Here is a 17,346-nt window from a genome sequence, read left to right as displayed (position 1 = left end):
TGTCTGGCGACTGTGTTTAACTTATGTGAACACCACAGACAGGAGCACAAAATGGCGGCCAATCTCGCGCGGGTTCTCGCAGATATCGACGAGGCAAATGAAAAAGATCCGCGATTGGATGAAGGGCTGCCTGAGGCGCTTTTGTATGGACAACGCATGTCTGAACAATGCGCGCGCCTGTTTCCGGATGCGTCGGAAACACTGCAAATCGCAGCACGCGGACAGCATGTCGAACGTTGGATTTTGAAACGCGCCGATTATCCTGAAGGAAAAGCCGGATATCTGAAATGGCGCCGGGACCTGGCGGATCATCACGCGGATCGCGTGGCTGGCTTCATGACTGAGGCCGGATACGAGGCGGGAGACGTTGAAGAGGTGCAGAAAATGCTGCGCAAGCAGGGCATCAAACGCGACGCGCAGGTACAGGCGCTGGAGGATGTGATCTGTTTTACCTTCCTGACCTGGTATTTCGCGCCCTTTGCGGCCAAGCATCCGGCCGAAAAGGTTCTCGACATCGTGCAGAAAACCGCGCGCAAAATGTCAGACGAGGCGCGCGCCCGTGTGCGCGCGGAATTTGACCTGCCCACAGATCTGGCCGCAGCCTTCGCCTAGAGGCCTCGGAAACTTTGAAAGTTTCCGACGTCGATTTCTTGTAAAGAAATCGGGACCTCTTAGCTGTTTTCGTCTTCGATGGCTTTCACGTCTTTCAGGTTCGGCGGCATCCAGCCGCGATCCAGACGGGAATTGAACGCATGGCCAGAGCCATAGATCTTGGCATCCATCTCTTCGATGATCTCTTTGGTTTTTGCGACCAGCGGCTCGTTCAGATGCGCTGGAATGTTCGGATCATAGACCTCAGCCATTTCCACCAAGAGACGGCGGTCGTCGACCACAAATTCTTGTGCGGCCTTTTCGGCATCAAACGGGTGCATGCCCATGGCCTCAAAGGCTGACCGACCGGCTCGCACAGAGCTGTCAAAGACGTCACGAATGATATCCCGACATCCAGCCGCATAGAGATCGTAGACATGCGTGCGATCAATCGCCCGCGCGATGATATGCACATGTGGGTAGGTCGAATGCACATAGTGCACCATCTGCGTGATCTGCTCTTTATTGTCGATGGCGATCACCAAAAGTTTGGCTTCTTCAATACCCGCGGCGTGCAGCAGATCGGCGCGGGAGGCATCCCCAAAGAACACCTTCAAGCCAAATGGACGCAGCGCTTCGAGTTGTTCGGCAGAATAATCCAGAACCGTTGGCGTATATCCAGCCGTCCGCAGCATACGATTGACCATGCCGCCGAAACGCCCATGACCTGCAATGATGATATCGCCTTTTTCGTCGATCTCATCGGCTACTTCTTCTTGCTCTTTTTCATAACGCGGCAGGATGACCCGTTCGTAGAGGATAAAGAGACCGGGGGTCAGCAACATCGACAGGGCGACGATCAGCAAGAGATTGTCGGCAACCGAGGTCGGTATGACTTGATTGGCCACGGTGAAGGACAAGAGCACAAAGCCGAATTCACCTGCCTGAGCCAGCCCTAAGCCAAAGAGCCATTTGTCCCCACCCCGCAGCTTGAAAATCCGCGCGAGGATCAGCAGGATCGCGATTTTCAGCAGGATCAAGCCAACAGTCAGGCCAATGATGGATCCAAAGTTCTCAAATAGAAGCGCAAAGTTAATGCCCGCGCCAACGGTCATAAAGAACAGGCCAAGCAGAAGGCCTCGGAAAGGATCGATGTCACTTTCGAGTTCATGACGATATTCCGAGTTCGCAAGCACGACGCCCGCTAGGAATGTGCCCAGCGCAGCAGACACGCCGACGAGAGACATCAAAAGCGCGATTCCGACAACGAACAATAGCGCAGTCGCGGTGAACAGCTCGCGCAGCCCTGCCATGGCGATAAAGCGGAAAATCGGGCGGGTCAGATAAACACCACCCAGAATAACCGCGCCAATCGCGCCGACCGTCACAAGGGCGGTTTGCCAACCATTCAGGCCCTCAACGAGGCTCAGCCCGCTGCCATGTCCGTCTCCGTGATCGTCACCATGGGCATCTCCATGACCTGCGCCATGCGAGTCCACGCCATGCGCCGCATCGCCTGCCAGATCCATCAGCTCTGGCATGGCCAAGAGCGGGATAAAAGCGAGCATTGGGATGACAGCGATGTCCTGGAACAAAAGCACAGAGAAGCTGGATTGCCCGCCCGAGGACTTCATCAGGCCTTTTTCATTCAAGGTCTGCAGAACGATTGCAGTAGACGACAACGCAAAAACCAAACCGATCGCCAAAGAGATCGACCAAGGCTGCCCCAAGAGCATCGCGATGCCCATGACAGCCGCTCCAGTTCCTGTGACCTGCAATCCGCCAAGGCCCAAGAGCTTGGCTCGCATGTCCCACAAGAGCTTCGGTTCCAGCTCCAAACCAACAAGGAACAGCATCATGACAACGCCAAATTCTGCGAAATGCTGGATTGAAATCACATCCACATGCAGCCAGCCAAGAATGGGGCTGATCACAATACCGGCGATCAAGTAACCCAGAACGGACCCAAGTCCGAGGCGGGACGCAATCGGCACAGCAATCACGCCAGCCACAAGGAAAATCGTTGCGAGAAGGAGGAAGTCGGTCATGGATCAGGCTCCCTTGATCGGCAGGTCGGCGTGGGTGACGATGTCTTTGTCCATCGTCGCAGCGAAGTCGTAGGTGTTGTCGCGGATTGCGGTCAGCAACCGACCATAGCCGGCCGCGTGGTCGGCAATTCCGCCATCGCTCTGCGCTTTCAGCGAACTATGCAGCACGTAGGGCGCGGGGAACGTCATGTGACACAGATTTGCTGTCTGTTCGAGCGGCGTCAGGAATGTGCGCAGCGGGAAGTGTTGGTAGCCCTCGGTGGTGTAGGCCTCAACCGGACCAGCGGCCGTGATCGCCAGCATCATGGTCTTGCCGGTTAATGCAGTGCCTTCGGACCCATAGGCAAACCCATGCTCCAGCACCAGATCCTGCCATTCTTTGATGATCGACGGCGTCGAATACCAAAACAGCGGGAATTGAAAGAGGATGACGTCGTGCTCTCTCAGGCGCTCTTGTTCTTTTTCCACGTTGATCGTGTGGCGTGGATATTCGGCGAGAAGGTCGACGAAGGTGATGTCATCGACCGTTTTGGCGACCTCGACCATCGCCTTATTCGCGTGGGAATATTTGTGGCCCGGATGGGCGTAGTACACCAAGAGTTTCGCCAAAATCATATCCTCCCACCAAATGACTCTGCGGCTGGCTGAAAGCCGTTACACAACGTCTAGTCGAGGAACTCAGATAGGTAAACCATGCGCTGCTGCGAGGCGCTGTTCGCCTATGCACAAAAGGAAAAGGCCGCCTCATTTGGCGGCATTTATGACTGTTTTCTGCGGGGCGCTATGCCTCCTCAGACACATCGGGGTCTTGGACCACGGGCACCTCTTCGCTTGGGGTCTCGACAGCGTCATCCGTATCCAGCAGTTCCGAGATACTGCCGTCCATAGACAGTCCCAACTCATCCCCGAGCTTTTTCAGTGCAGGCATCTGAACAGCCATGCCCATGATGGAATCCAGCGCCTGATTGATCGGCGCTTTGCCGTCGCCACCACCGGTACCACCAGCGCCACCCTGATTGAGGCCCGACACATGATGAATGCGGATCGAGTCGATCTTTTCAGCGGGCTTCACGGCCTCGGCGAGAACCTTCGGCATGGCTTCAAGACGTGCCAGCGCGACCTTCATGTTGATCAATGCATCTGACAGCGCGTTTTCAGCATCGGTGATCGCGCGACGACCCTCTGCCTCGGCCAGCATGTCGCTTTTCTTCGCCTCAGAGCGGATGGTGATCGCGTCGGCATCACCCTGTGCCTCCTCGCGGTTGGCTGCAGCCCGGTCTTCGGCGGCATCCTTCTGTGCAGTTGCCATCAAGCGCACTTTGGTGGCCTCGCGCTCGGCTTCGCGTTCGGCTTCAATGATCGCGATCTGTTTCACACGATCTGCCTGCGCAACTTCTGTGGCCGTGGTGACCGCCTCGGCTGCTTTGGCAGATTCCGCGCGGGCGAGGTCGGCGGAGGCACGGGCGCGGCTCTCTTCCTCGGATTTTTGCGCGATGATGATCTGGCGCTCTTGGTTGGCCACCTCGAGCTCGCGGTCCTTAGTGATTTCCGCGTCACGAATATTGCGTTCGCGGGCGATTTCCGAGGCGCGGATGGCTTCTTCGCGTTTGATCCGCGCGGTCTCGGATTCGCGCTGGGATTCCTCGCGGCGCTGGGCAATTTCGGCCTCTTGGGCGGCTTTGAGGGTTTCAACCTCTTTTTCTTGCTGAATGCGCGCTTCTTCCTCGTCGCGGATGATCTGAAACTTCTCGCGTTCTGCTTCCATCGCGGCGCGGCGTACGGCGACATCGGCCTCTGCATCAATCGCGGCCCGCTCTTTCTTCGAGGCAGCAATAACTTCGGCCAAGCGGCGCATACCGACCGCGTTAAAGGCGTTATTTTCGTCGAGCGCCTCAAACGGGGTTTGGTCAAGCGCGGTCAGGGACACGGATTCCAGAGACAGACCGTTTTTGGTGAGGTCTTCGGACACAGTGTTCTGCACCTCTTGCACAAAGTCCGCGCGGTTTTCGTGCAACTGGTCCATCGTCATCTGAGCCGCCACGGCACGCAGGCCGTCAATGAGCTTACCTTCGATCATTTCGCGAAGCTGGCCGACATCGAATGTCCGAGCACCAAGAGTTTGGGCCGCGCGAGCGATGCCTTCATCGGTTGGGGACACAGAGACATAGAATTCCACGCCAACGTCCACCCGCATGCGGTCTTTGGTGATCAACGCGCCATCGTGGCTCCGTTGCACCTCAAGGCGCAGGGTTTTCATGTTTACCGGGCTGACTTCATGCAGCAGAGGGATCACGAGGACGCCGCCGTCCATGATGATTTTCTTGCCGCCAGAGCCGGTGCGCACGAGGCTGATTTCTCGGGTCGTGCGTTTGTAAAGCCGCGCCAGAACGAGGCCGATGAAAAGGATGAAAAAGAGAAAAGCTGCGATTAGAAAAAAGCCGAAACTGATTTGCATAGTGCCTCCATTATTTGTCGTTAAAAGTGTCCAGTGAAACGATGCGATAGCCGTCGTCGCGACGGTGGCGCATCACGATGACTTCGGTGCCGGGGGTGATCACCTCATCATCTCGAAAGGGTTCCGCGCGCAGGTATTGCGTGTTGCCATGGCGATCAGTCACGCGCACTTCGGCAGGGCGGCCGCGCGCGGCGGTGCCTTGGCTGACCACGCCTTTGCGGCGGCCCAAGTGGCGTTCGGACACGGATTCGGTTTCCACTTTGGGAATGACCCGCGCAAACAGCGTGCCAAAGGTCTTGGTAAACCAGCGCGCCCCGAAAAAGGCCGGCACCGCGGCCAAAGCGGCATTGAGCGTCAGGCCAAGGGTCTCGCTTAGGGCCATTTGGACACCGACCCCGATGACGCCGAAACTCAGGAACATGGACGCGAGCCAGATTGCGGCGGGCAAATTGCCCAGTCCGAGCCAGGCCAGCACGCCAAAGTTACCCGCCGTTGCTTCCAGTTCAGTTTCCGCCAGATCTGTTTCAAGCGCGTCGAAATCTGTGTCGAGATCCGCCAGATCGGCTTCGACGTCAAAATCCAGATCCGCATCGAAATCCGCCTCAAAGCCGTCAGGGACCGACACATCCGCGTCCCCGCCGTCGCCCATCAAAGAGCCGCCCAGCATGAGGAACACCAATTCCAGGGTCAGAAGGCCGAAGAACAGCCCGATTGACACGGTAAACGGAAAGAATTCTGGCGTTAAAAACCCCGCAACATCTATGCACTGTCCCCACAGTTTTCAGTATTCATTTGTATACAAAGTGGGGATTGCCGAGGGCAGTTTCAAGAAGGCGCGCCCATATCCCCGTCTAAATCGCTGGTATGAAATGACGGAAATCTGGTGTTTTGCAAGGGTTTTTAGGGTCGTGCCACCCTAGGGCGATCAGCGCAGGCGCAGCTCGGTCTTGGCGTCGAAAAACATAACTTTTTCAGGGTTATAAGCGACCTTAACTGTACTGCCGGACTTCAGAACTTCTTCCTCTTTGCTTTCGACAACGACGCGCTCGCCCGTAGAGGTGGTCAGGTATTCATAACTGACGCCGCCAAGCTGCTCGGAAATGTCGACAGTGATCGAGGATTTCGCCTCAGTGACGCTCAGGTGCTGCGGGCGCAGGCCGACCAGAACCTCGCTGCCTTCAGAGGGCAGGCCGACCGAGGTTTCAAACACTTCGCCGTCCAACGCGGGCACGCGGACTTTGCCGCCTTCGACCACGCCATTCAGGAAGTTCATCGACGGAGAGCCGATGAAGCCCGCGACGAACTTGTTGTCGGGATCGCGGAACAAGTCCATCGGTGCACCGACCTGCTCAATGTGGCCGGCGCGCAGAACGACGATTTTGTCGGCCAGAGTCATCGCCTCGACCTGATCGTGGGTCACATAGATCATGGTCGCGCCGATTTCCTTGTGCAGACGCGCGATCTCAACCCGCATGTCGACGCGGAGTTCGGCATCAAGGTTAGAGAGCGGTTCGTCAAACAGGAACACCTCCGGGCCGCGGACAATGGCGCGGCCGATGGCAACGCGCTGGCGCTGCCCACCCGATAGGGCCTTTGGTTTGCGTTTCAGATATTGATCAAGTTGAAGAATTTCAGAGGCCTCGGCGACCTTCTTTTTGATCTCGTCCTTTGGCACGCCGTTCATGCGCAGGCCAAAGCCCATGTTTTCCTCAACCGACATATGCGGATAAAGCGCATAAGTCTGGAACACCATCGCCACGCCGCGATCAGAGGGGTCGGCGTGGGTGACGTCCCGCGCGCCAATATTGATCTGACCCGAGGTGGTCTCCTCAAGCCCCGCAACCATGCGCAACAATGTGGACTTGCCGCAGCCTGACGGGCCGACAAAGACACAGAACTCGCCGTCCTCAATCGTCAGATCGACGCCGTGGATGACCTGGGTTTCGCCATACTTCTTGATGACATTGGAAAGTGCGACACCTGACATGCTGTCCTGTCTCCTGTTACTGTTTACGACGGGAACTGCCAGACCGTGGCAGCTTCTCCGATGTGTTGCGTGGCCCGCAGGAGCGCGGGTTTGAAAGTTTCCAGATCGCTGAGCGAACGGCGACTGGTTGATGTTGCGATTGAGACCGATCCAACCACCTTGCCGTTCTGCAAAAGGATCGGTGCGGCGATCGAGATGATGCCCTCTTCGTGTTCCTCACGGTCAAAGGCGACGCCGGCGCTGCGGATTTCGTCGAACTCGGCCAAAAGGCTTTCGCGGCTTGCGTGCGAGGCAGGCGTAAACGTCACGAATGCCTGTTGTCTGAGCGCGCGCTCTAGGCGTTCTGGCGTCATAAAGGCCAGAATGGCTTTGCCGACCCCTGTGCAATGGGCGGGCGCGACGCGACCGGTTTGCGCGAGGGTCTCAAACAGCGCGGTGGCGCGGCGTTTGTCGACGAACAAAACCTGTCCGTTTTCCATTTGAGCAAGGTGGATGGTTTCGCCCAACTCTTGCGCCAACTCGTCCAGAATTTGCTCGGCGACTGGTGCCAAAGACGCGCTTTTCCAAGCGGCATGTGCCATGCGGACCAGACGCAGACCAAGGCTATAGGTCTGCCGGTCCTCGTCATAAGTCAGCATGCCTTGATTCGTCAGCGTCTGCAGGAATCGGTAGAGCGTTGCTTTGGGATGGGGGCTGAGACTCAGGAGTTCGGTAAAGCGCGCCGGACGCCCCAGACCTGCCACCAGGTCCAGTGTTTCCAAGGCCTTACCGACCGTACCGTCTTTATTTGCCGGCTTGTTCATTCTGTCTCCTCCACGGTCTCGAACCCTTTTAGGGGCGCAAAACCTGTTGACAATCCTATTAACCCATAGCAGAGTTTTCAATAGTTAAAACTAAGTTTCATTATTTGGAACTAACTTTTACGAGTAGGAACAGAAGGGGAGGAAACCATGTTCCATAAATCCAAGGCGCTGCTTGCGTCTGTTGTGGCAAGTGTTGCGCTGAGCGGTGCTGCTTTTGCTGGAAGCCACGCAAAACTGTCTGGCGACCTCGTTATTTTCTCTGACATGTCCAACCCTGCGCCACGCGCGGTTATGGAAGGCATGGTAGAGCGTTTCGGTGCGATGCACCCAGATCTGAACATCGAGCTGACCGTCATCGACCGCGAAGCGTACAAAACTCAGATCCGTAACTTCCTGAGCGCGAACCCACCGGACGTTGCGAACTGGTATGCGGCAAACCGTATGAAGCCATATGTCGACGCGGGCCTGTTTGAAGACATCTCTGACCTCTGGGCAGAAGAAGAACTGGCGGATCTGGCATCCACCAAAGGCGCGATGACTCTGGACGGTAAGCAGTGGGGCGTCCCATATACTTACTACCAGTGGGGTGTTTACTACCGTAAGGACATCTTCGAAGAACTGGGCCTGGCTGAGCCAGCGACATTCGACGAAGAGATCGCCAACTGTCAGAAAATCATCGACTCTGGCCGTAAGTGCTACACCATCGGCACCAAGTTCCTTTGGACCGCAGGTGGCTGGTTTGACTATCTGAACATGCGCACCAACGGATACGACTATCACGCGGCTCTGACGGCTGGTGAAATCCCTTGGACCGACGCGGGCGTTGCAGAAACCTTCGCAAACTGGCGCAAGCTGATCGACATGGGTGCGTTCATCGACAACCACACAGCGTATAGCTGGCAGGAAGCGATGCCATTCATGGTCAACGGTGAAGCAACCGCATACCTGATGGGTAACTTCGCGGTATCTCCACTGCGTGACGGCGGTCTGGATGACAGCAAACTGGACTTCTACCAGTTCCCAGCAATCAACGCGTCTGTTGAGCTGGCCGAAGACGCGCCAACCGATACGTTCCACATCCCATCGGGTGCTCAGAACAAAGAAGCGGCAAAAGCGTTCCTCAAGTTCGTTGTTTCCCCAGAGAACCAAACTCTGATCAACAACGGCGACAACCTGGGTCAGCTTCCAGTGAACTCCAAGTCCTCTGTGGATGACGACAAGTTCCTGAAAGAAGGCTTTGCGATGCTGTCCTCCAACAGCCCAGGCGGTGTTGCGCAGTTCTTTGACCGCGACGCACCTGCTGAGATGGCGAAAGTTGCGATGGAAGGCTTCCAGGAGTTCATGGTTAAGCCAGACAATCTGGACAAGATCATCGCACGTCTGGATCGCGCAGCGCAGCGCATCTATAAATAAGCTCTAGATTGGCGCGGCTGGCCTAAGCTGGCCGCGCCTTTTCTGAACGTTTTCCCGAGTTCCGTCGCGCTTTACAGCGACACAATCCGGAGATCCCTCATGTCTGCCACTCCTGCGACAGCGCGCCGTTCCTGGTACAAGCGCAATGAGATCGCCGTCACGCCTTGGCTTTTCCTTGCCCCCGGTGTGCTGTTCTTTCTGGTCTATGTGATCTTTCCGATCTTTCAGTCGATCAATGTGTCCTTTTACGAATGGGATGGGCTTGGTCAGGCGGAATATGTCGGGGTTCGCAACTATGAGGAACTTTACTGGGACGATGCGTTCTATACGTCCCTTAGAAACAATCTGATCTGGCTGGTGCTGTATCTCCTGGCGATTCCTGCCGGTTTGATGATCGCGCTTTTCCTGAACCAGACTGTGACCGGCATCCGTCTGTATAAATCTCTGTTTTTCTTCCCATTTGTGATTTCACAAGTGGTGGTGGGCCTCGTGTTCACCTGGTTCTATGACCCGACCTTTGGGCTCTTAAATCAATTCCTCGGTGTCTTTGGCATCGATCCGATCAACGTGCTGGGCGACGAGCGCTATGTGACCTACGGCATTATCGCTGCAGGTATCTGGCCGCAGACCGCCTATTGTATGATCCTGTATCTCACCGGCTTGAACGCCGTGGACCCCGAGCAAATCGAGGCCGCGCGTCTGGATGGGGCCAAGGGCTACCGGATGCTGTGGCATGTGATCATTCCTCAGCTGCGTCCTGCGACGTTCATCGCTTTCGTTGTGACAATCATTGGCGCGCTGCGGTCGTTCGATTTGATCTCGATCATGACCAATGGTGGCCCGTTCGGGGAAAGCCGCGTGCTGTCGTTCTACATGTTCGAAGTCGCGCTTTCTGAGTATGGCTTCCGCATGGGATATGGGGCTGCCATTGCCGTGGTGCTCTTCCTGATCATGCTCTGCTTTATCGCTTACTTCCTGTGGTCCATGTACCAAGACGAAAAGGGAGGCCGTTAAGATGTTTCCAACACCTATCGAAAAAACCTCCCGTACGTGGCAGCTGACCTATCAGACACTTCTGCCGATGAGCCTCGTGCTGTGGCTTTTGCCTTTGGTGGCAGTCGCTGTCTTCTCGATCAAACCAGATGCGGATTTTGTGCAGGGCAACTACTGGAGTGTCCCAAGCACGTTCAACGCGGTCGAGAACTATGGCAAGGTCTTCTTTGCCTCTGACATGCCGCGCTATTTGCTGAATTCGGTGTTCATCACCGTGCCCACAGTGATCGGCTGTGTGATCCTCAGCTCCATGACCGGCTTTGCGCTGGGCGTCTATAAGTTCCGCTCAAACCTTTGGGTGTTCTTTATGTTTGTCGCGGGCAACTTCGTGCCGTTCCAGATCCTAATGGTGCCAGTGCGCGACCTGACCTTGGACATGGGGCTTTATAACACCAAAACCGGCCTCGTGCTGTTCCACATCGCCTTCCAAACCGGTTTCTGCACGCTTTTCATGCGCAACTTTATCCGTGCGCTGCCTTACGAGTTGATCGAAGCGGCCCGTGTCGAAGGCGTCGCGGAATGGCGGATCTTTTGGTTCGTCGTGCTGCCTCTGATGAAGCCCGCGATTGCTGCGATGTCGGTTCTGATCTTTACCTTCATCTGGAACGATTTCTTCTGGGCTGTCGTCTTGACTCAAGGCGCGGAAAGCCAGCCGGTGACCGCAGGGATCACCTCGTTCAACGCTCAATACCGCGCCGCCTATCACCTGATGAGCGCCGGTTCCATTGTTGCGGCCCTGCCGCCGGTGGCCATGTTCTTCCTAATGCAGAGGCACTTTATCGCTGGCCTCACTCTCGGAGCAGTTAAATGACGAAAATCACCTTTATTGGAGCAGGTTCCACGATTTTCATGCAGAATATCGTGGGCGACGCTCTCTTGACGCCTGCTTTGGCCGATAGCCACTTTGCGCTGATGGACATCGATCCCGTGCGCCTTGCGGAAAGCGAGATGGTGGTGCGCAAGATGATTGAGTCCACCGGTGCCGGGGCGACTGTGTCGTCTCATTCCGATCGCCGTGCGGCGATGGATGGTGCGGATTTTGTCATCACCGCGTTTCAGATCGGGGGCTACAAGCCCTGCACCGTGACGGATTTCGAGATTCCAAAGCAATACGGCCTGCGTCAGACCATTGCCGACACGCTTGGGGTAGGCGGCATCATGCGCGGGCTGCGGACTGTGCCTGTACTGTGGGACGTGGCCGCCGATATGCGCGCCTGCTGCCCGAACGCGACGCTGTTGCAGTACGTCAACCCGATGGCGATCAACACTTGGGGTCTGGCCGAGCGTTTCCCTGATATCAAACAGGTCGGTCTGTGCCATTCGGTGCAAAACACAGTCGAAGAGCTGGCGCATGACCTGGATATCCCGAAAGGCGACATCCGCTACAAAGTGGCGGGCGTCAATCACGTGGCATTTTTCCTGCGCCTGGAGCAGGTGGAGGGTGAAGGGATGCGCGACCTCTACCCAGCACTCCGCGCGGGGTATCGCAGCGGGTCCCTTCCAAAGGGACCCCTTTTGATGCCGCGATGCCCGAACAAGGTGCGCTATGAAGTGATGGATCATCTGGGGTATTTCTGTACCGAAAGCTCAGAACATCTGGCGGAATATGTGCCGTGGTTCATCAAAGAAGGCCGCGAGGATCTGATTTCCCAGTTTGGCATCCCGCTGGACGAATATCCGACCCGCTGCGAAGAGCAGATCGCGGATTGGAAACAACAGGCCGAGGCTCTGAAAGCCGCTGGCACGATTGAAGTCAAACGCAGCCACGAATTCGCGGCAGACCTGATGAACGCGATCGTCACGGATACGCCTTATGTGGCCTATGGCAACCTGCCCAACACGGGTCAGATCCCGCAGTTGCCGATGGGTGCTGCCGTGGAAACGCCCTGTCTGGTGGACAGCAACGGCGTGCAACCAAGTGTCGTAACGGATATCCCGCCGCAGCTGGTTGCCCTGATGCGCACTCAGATCAATGTGCAGGAACTCACGGTCAAAGCGCTCGTTGAAGAAAACCCGGAACATATCTATCACGCTGCCATGATGGATCCGCACACCGCTGCCGAACTGGACCTTCGCCAGATCCGGTCCATGGTGGATGATCTTTTGGCAGCCCATGGGGATTGGCTGCCAGCATGGTGCCGCCCGGCCAAAGCCGCATAGAAAGACAAAAATGACAAACGAAAAACGCAATCGCGGTTGGTATGGTAAGCTCGACAAGGACGGGTTCATTCACCGGTCGTGGATGAAGAACCAGGGCTTTCCGGATCATGTCTTTGACGGGCGACCCGTGATTGGGATCTGTAACACGTGGTCTGAATTGACGCCCTGTAACTCGGGTCTGCGCGATCTGGCCGAAGGCGTGAAGCGCGGCGTTTGGGAGGCTGGCGGTTTTCCCGTTGAGTTCCCGGTGATGTCTCTGGGTGAGACCCAGATGAAGCCGACCGCGATGCTGTTCCGCAACCTTCTGGCGATGGACGTCGAAGAGTCGATCCGCGCTTATGGTATGGATGGTGTCGTGCTGCTTGGCGGCTGTGACAAGACCACGCCGGGTCAGCTGATGGGCGCGGCGTCAGTGGATTTGCCGTCGATTGTTGTGTCCTCTGGCCCAATGCTGAACGGCAAGTGGAAGGGGCAGGATATCGGCTCTGGCACCGATGTTTGGAAATTCTCTGAACAGGTGCGTGCAGGCGAGATGACCCTGCAGGATTTCATGAATGCGGAATCTGGCATGAGCCGGTCGAAAGGCGTGTGTATGACAATGGGCACGGCGTCGACCATGGCGTCTTTGGTCGAGGCGATGGGGATGTCCCTGCCGACCAATGCGGCTCTACCCGCCGTTGACGCCCGCCGCATGGCGCTGGCGCATATGACCGGCAAGCGGATCGTTGAAATGGTCGAAGAGGATCTGAAGCCCTCGGACATCCTCACCAAAGAGTCCTTTGAAAACGCGATCATGACTAACGCCGCCGTGGGTGGCTCTACCAATGCCGTCGTGCATTTGCTGGCTCTGGCGGGGCGTGTGGGGGTCGACCTCAGCCTCAAAGATTTCGAGCTGGGTGGAGAAATCCCATTGCTCGTGAACTGCATGCCATCCGGCAAATATTTGATGGAAGATTTCTGTTATGCGGGCGGTGTGCCTGTGGTTCTGAAAGAGCTTGGGGATCGTTTGCGGTCGGCGACGACCTGTCTTGGGGGCGATATCTCGGTCTATGCGGATGGGGCGGAGTGCTACAATGACGACGTGATCCGCTCGATGGAGAATCCGTTGAAACCGGCAGCGGGCCTGCGCGTCTTGCGTGGCAACCTCGCGCCGAATGGGGCGATTGTAAAGCCATCGGCGGCCACGGATGCGCTTTTGGAACACGAGGCCGAAGCCTATGTGTTTGAAAGCATCGAGGATCTGAAAGCCAATATCGACAACGAAGACCTGCCCGTGATGCCCGACACCATTCTGGTGCTGAAAGGCTGTGGTCCCAAGGGCTATCCGGGCATGCCTGAGGTGGGCAATATGCCGATCCCCGGCAAGTTGGTGAAGCAAGGGGTCCGCGATATGATCCGCGTCAGCGACGCGCGCATGTCGGGCACGGCTTACGGCACAGTGATCCTGCATGTCAGCCCTGAGGCCAACGCTGGCGGTACGCTGGCTTTGGTGAAAACCGGCGACCGCATTCGCGTGTCTGCCTCTAGGGGAGAGCTTGAATTGCTGGTCGATGAGGCCGAACTGGAGGCCCGCCGCGCCGCGTGGGAGCCTGAGCCTCCGCATTACACCCGCGGCTATGCCAAGATGTATATCGACCACGTTCTGCAAGCCGACAAAGGCGCAGACCTAGATTTCCTCGTGGGCAAAGACACCCGCCCCGTCACACGCGAGAGCCACTGATGACAGCCACATATCAAGACCTTAGGGGCAAGTCGGTGTTCATCACCGGCGGGGGCTCTGGCATCGGGGCGTTTCTGACCGAAGGCTTGCTGGCGCAAGGCGCGCAGGTTGCCTTTGTGCAGCGGTCCGATTCCACCGCGTTTTGTGACGAGATGGAAGCAAAGCACGGCACACGTCCACTGTTCATCCAATGCGACATCACCGACATTCAGGCGCTTAAGGCAGCCATCGCGCAATCAGCCGAAGCCCATGGCGATATCGACGTTCTGGTCAACAACGCAGCCAATGACAAACGTCATGAGGCTGGCGAGGTCGACGAGGAATTCTACGACTGGATGATGGCGATCAACCTCAAAGCCTATTTCTTTGCATGCCAAGCCGTGGCCGAGGGGATGAAGGCGAAGGGCGGCGGCTCGATCATCAATTTCAGCTCGATTTCCTATATGATGGGGAACGCGGGCTATCCGCTCTATACAACCGCGAATTCCGGCATCAACGGCATGACCCGGAGCCTTGCGCGCGAGTTCGGACCCGACAAGATCCGCGTCAACGCGATTGCTCCGGGCTGGGTGCTGACGGACAAGCAAAAAGAGATGTGGGTCACGCCAGAGGCTCTTGAAGCGCATCTGGCGCGGCAATGCCTGAAAGACACGCTCGCGCCCGAAGATATCGTCGGCGCGACCTTGTTCCTTGCCAGCGAAGCCAGCAAAATGATGACCGGACAAGCGATGGTCGTCGACGGCGGAGTGGTGGTGACAGGATGACATTTCAAAATGCTGCTTTGGTGGCGGTGGATTGGGGCACAACCAATCTGCGTGCTGCGGTATTGGATGAGGCGGGCTATGTTCTGGACCAGCGTGCCTCTGAAAAAGGTATGGGTCAGCTTTCGCCGGATGAATTTGAGCCGGTACTGGTCGATCTGATCTGTGATCTTCTATCGGATGTCGCCGTGCTGCCCGTCATTTGCAGCGGCATGGTCGGTGCGCGGCAGGGCTGGCAAGAGGCTCCATATGTCTCTGCGCCCTGCAAGGCCGCGGGTATGGAACAGGCAATGCAAGTGGCGACCTCGGACCCGCGGCTGTCGGTCTGGATTTTGCCCGGTGTGAGTCAGGCCAAGCCCGCAGATGTGATGCGAGGTGAGGAAACTCAGATTGCCGGTTTCCTGTCCAAGTTCCCAAAATTTGACGGCGTTCTTTGCCTGCCGGGCACCCACACCAAATGGGTGCGCATCAGTGCCGAAGAAATCGTCAGCTTTCAGACCTTCATGACCGGCGAGATGTTCTCGCTGCTTTCGACCCAGTCGGTGCTGCGTCACTCTGTCGGGGCCGATGCCATGGACATCGCGACCTTTAATGAGGCCGTCAGCGACGCGATGAGCCGCCCTCAGGCCGTCGCGAGCAAACTCTTTTCAATCCGCGCCGAAACACTGCTGGTGGATATGCCCGAAGAGGTCGCCCGTGGGCGTTTGTCGGGCTACCTCTTGGGTCTAGAACTGGCTGCATCCCGCCCCTATTGGCTGGGCATGGATGTGGCGCTGATCGGAGATCCCGCGCTCTGTGGGCTCTATAAAGACGCGCTTGAGGCACAGGGTTGCCCATCGCGGGTCCATGATGCCTCTGATCTGACCGTTGCGGGCCAATGGGCCGCTTACCAATCGATAAAGGACACGCCATGAGCCGCAATATCATCGCCATTTTGCGTGGGGTTTTGCCGCAGGACGCGGTCGCGATCTGCGAGGAAATTCTCGCGGCGGGTATCGACCGGATCGAAGTGCCGCTGAACTCGCCCGAGCCTTTTGACAGTATCGCTCGGATTGTGGATGCCATGGGGGATCGTGCGTTGATCGGGGCAGGGACCGTATTGTCGGTTGCAGATGTTGACAGGGTCAATGCGGCTGGCGGGCGTCTGATCGTCTCACCTGATTGCAATCCCGAGGTCATCGCCCACACCAAGGCGCTTGGCTTGCAAAGTTACCCCGGTGTGATGACCCCGACCGAGTGTTTTACGGCTCTGCGCACAGGCGCAGACGGGTTGAAGTTCTTCCCCGGCGACATGATCGGACCAGCGGGCCTGAAGGCCGTGCGCGCCGTTCTGCCTAAAGGCACCGAAGCCTATGCTGTCGGTGGCGCGAACCCGGGCAACTTCAAGGAGTGGGTTGCGGCAGGAGCAACGGGTTTCGGCATCGGCTCCGCGATTTTCAAGCCCGGAGATACGCCTGCCGAGGTGCGCGCGAAGGCAGACGCCATTGTGACCGCCTATGACGAGGCGTTGGCATGACGACTGTCTTTGACCGTCGGGCCTGCACGCTGGGAGAGGGGCCGTTGTGGCATCCTGAACGCCAGCAGCTTTTCTGGTTCGACATTCTGGGCCGCAAGCTGATGAGCCGTGCTGGCGGCAAACCGCTGGAATGGCAGTTTGACGAATACGTTTCCGCAGCGGGCTGGGTGGATCAGGATACACTCCTGATGGCCTCGGAAAGCGGGCTCTATCGGTTTGATATTGCGACAGGCGAACGCGATTTGGTTGTGGCGCTTGAGGCAGACAATCTGGTGACCCGCTCCAACGACGGCCGCGCAGACCCGCAAGGCGGCTTTTGGATCGGCACCATGGGCATCAATCTGGAGCCGGGCGCTGGGGCGATCTATCGCTACTATCGCGGTGAGCTGCGCAAGCTGTATGGCGACATCTCGATCAGCAACGCGATTTGCTTCGCGCCGTCAGGTGACACCGCCTATTTCTGCGATACGCCGACCCGCCAGATCATGGCGCAAAAGCTCGATGCCGAGGGTTGGCCCGTTGGGCAACCGACAGTTTTCGTGGACCTCAATGAGGCCGACGTGAACCCAGACGGCGCGGTCGTGGACGAGGGCGGTAACCTATGGAACGCGCAATGGGGCGCGAACCGTGTGGCGTGCTATGGCACGGACGGCACGCTCAAACAGACCGTCAGTTTCGCCGCCGAACAGATCAGTTGCCCGGCCTTTGGCGGCGCAGATCTGAAAACGCTCTTTGCTACCTCGGCCGCCGACGGGCTTGACGGAGAGGCCGAAGGGCGCACCTATTCATACACATTCACCGATGTCACGGGCCAAGCCGAACATCGGGTCATTTTGTGA

At 57.3% G+C, this 17,346-nt stretch carries 16 protein-coding genes; 10 read left to right on the top strand and 6 right to left on the bottom strand.

What is annotated here, in order from left to right; translation table 11 throughout:
- Positions 1-51: 51 nt before the first annotated feature.
- Positions 52-612 (top strand): DUF4202 domain-containing protein, encoded by a 561-nt coding sequence (locus HZ995_RS05820; RefSeq protein ID WP_209357718.1) that lies wholly within the window; start codon positions 52-54, stop codon positions 610-612.
- A 59-nt stretch (positions 613-671) separates the two neighbouring features.
- Here HZ995_RS05820 and HZ995_RS05815 read toward each other — a convergent pair whose 3' ends face one another.
- The 6 genes from HZ995_RS05815 to HZ995_RS05790 all read right to left on the bottom strand — a co-directional run bounded on the left by HZ995_RS05815 (position 672) and on the right by HZ995_RS05790 (position 7,884).
- Positions 672-2,639, bottom strand: coding sequence for a cation:proton antiporter (locus HZ995_RS05815; protein ID WP_209357717.1), 1,968 nt, complete (start codon positions 2,637-2,639; stop codon positions 672-674).
- 3 nt (positions 2,640-2,642) lie between these two features.
- The gene (locus HZ995_RS05810; protein ID WP_245168766.1) at positions 2,643-3,254 is read right to left on the bottom strand and encodes an NAD(P)H-dependent oxidoreductase; all 612 of its coding nucleotides are present in this window, start codon (positions 3,252-3,254) and stop codon (positions 2,643-2,645) included.
- Between the two features lie 166 nt (positions 3,255-3,420).
- Positions 3,421-5,094 (bottom strand): flotillin family protein, encoded by a 1,674-nt coding sequence (locus HZ995_RS05805; protein ID WP_209357716.1) that lies wholly within the window; start codon positions 5,092-5,094, stop codon positions 3,421-3,423.
- Between the two features lie 10 nt (positions 5,095-5,104).
- Entirely contained in the window at positions 5,105-5,812 is a 708-nt protein-coding gene (locus HZ995_RS05800; protein ID WP_245168765.1) for an OB-fold-containig protein, read from the bottom strand.
- A gap of 207 nt (positions 5,813-6,019) precedes the next feature.
- Positions 6,020-7,081, bottom strand: coding sequence for an ABC transporter ATP-binding protein (locus HZ995_RS05795; protein WP_209357715.1), 1,062 nt, complete (start codon positions 7,079-7,081; stop codon positions 6,020-6,022).
- A 23-nt stretch (positions 7,082-7,104) separates the two neighbouring features.
- Positions 7,105-7,884 carry an IclR family transcriptional regulator gene (locus tag HZ995_RS05790; RefSeq protein WP_209357714.1) on the bottom strand — a complete coding sequence of 260 codons (780 nt, stop codon included), beginning with the start codon at positions 7,882-7,884 and terminating at the stop codon, positions 7,105-7,107.
- Between the two features lie 147 nt (positions 7,885-8,031).
- Between HZ995_RS05790 and HZ995_RS05785 the strand changes: the two genes are divergently transcribed.
- The 9 genes from HZ995_RS05785 (at position 8,032) to HZ995_RS05745 (ending at position 17,346) form a co-directional block, all read left to right on the top strand.
- Positions 8,032-9,297 (top strand): ABC transporter substrate-binding protein, encoded by a 1,266-nt coding sequence (locus HZ995_RS05785; protein ID WP_209357713.1) that lies wholly within the window; start codon positions 8,032-8,034, stop codon positions 9,295-9,297.
- Positions 9,298-9,396: 99 nt separating this feature from the next.
- A complete protein-coding gene (locus HZ995_RS05780) occupies positions 9,397-10,311 on the top strand; it encodes a carbohydrate ABC transporter permease (protein ID WP_209357712.1) in 915 nt (304 codons plus the stop codon).
- Position 10,312: 1 nt separating this feature from the next.
- A complete protein-coding gene (locus tag HZ995_RS05775; RefSeq protein ID WP_209357711.1) occupies positions 10,313-11,161 on the top strand; it encodes a carbohydrate ABC transporter permease in 849 nt (282 codons plus the stop codon).
- Positions 11,158-12,510: an alpha-glucosidase/alpha-galactosidase gene (locus tag HZ995_RS05770; protein WP_209357710.1), complete on the top strand. Its 1,353-nt coding sequence runs from the start codon at positions 11,158-11,160 to the stop codon at positions 12,508-12,510. The genes HZ995_RS05775 and HZ995_RS05770 overlap by 4 nt, the downstream gene beginning before the upstream one ends.
- Positions 12,511-12,520: 10 nt before the next feature.
- The gene (locus HZ995_RS05765; RefSeq protein ID WP_209357709.1) at positions 12,521-14,230 is read left to right on the top strand and encodes an IlvD/Edd family dehydratase; all 1,710 of its coding nucleotides are present in this window, start codon (positions 12,521-12,523) and stop codon (positions 14,228-14,230) included.
- A complete protein-coding gene (locus tag HZ995_RS05760) occupies positions 14,230-14,994 on the top strand; it encodes an SDR family NAD(P)-dependent oxidoreductase (protein WP_209357708.1) in 765 nt (254 codons plus the stop codon). Before HZ995_RS05765 ends, HZ995_RS05760 begins: the two co-directional genes overlap by 1 nt.
- The gene (locus tag HZ995_RS05755) at positions 14,991-15,905 is read left to right on the top strand and encodes a 2-dehydro-3-deoxygalactonokinase (protein WP_209357707.1); all 915 of its coding nucleotides are present in this window, start codon (positions 14,991-14,993) and stop codon (positions 15,903-15,905) included. The genes HZ995_RS05760 and HZ995_RS05755 overlap by 4 nt, the downstream gene beginning before the upstream one ends.
- The gene (locus HZ995_RS05750; RefSeq protein WP_209357706.1) at positions 15,902-16,507 is read left to right on the top strand and encodes a 2-dehydro-3-deoxy-6-phosphogalactonate aldolase; all 606 of its coding nucleotides are present in this window, start codon (positions 15,902-15,904) and stop codon (positions 16,505-16,507) included. Before HZ995_RS05755 ends, HZ995_RS05750 begins: the two co-directional genes overlap by 4 nt.
- Positions 16,504-17,346, top strand: coding sequence for an SMP-30/gluconolactonase/LRE family protein (locus HZ995_RS05745; RefSeq protein WP_209357705.1), 843 nt, complete (start codon positions 16,504-16,506; stop codon positions 17,344-17,346). The genes HZ995_RS05750 and HZ995_RS05745 overlap by 4 nt, the downstream gene beginning before the upstream one ends.

The sequence above is a fragment of the Cognatishimia activa genome (genome assembly GCF_017798205.1).
GTDB lineage: Bacteria > Pseudomonadota > Alphaproteobacteria > Rhodobacterales > Rhodobacteraceae > Cognatishimia > Cognatishimia activa_A.
The sequence above is the reverse complement of the archived record's forward strand: the minus strand, read 5'-3'. Positions and strand labels throughout refer to the sequence as shown.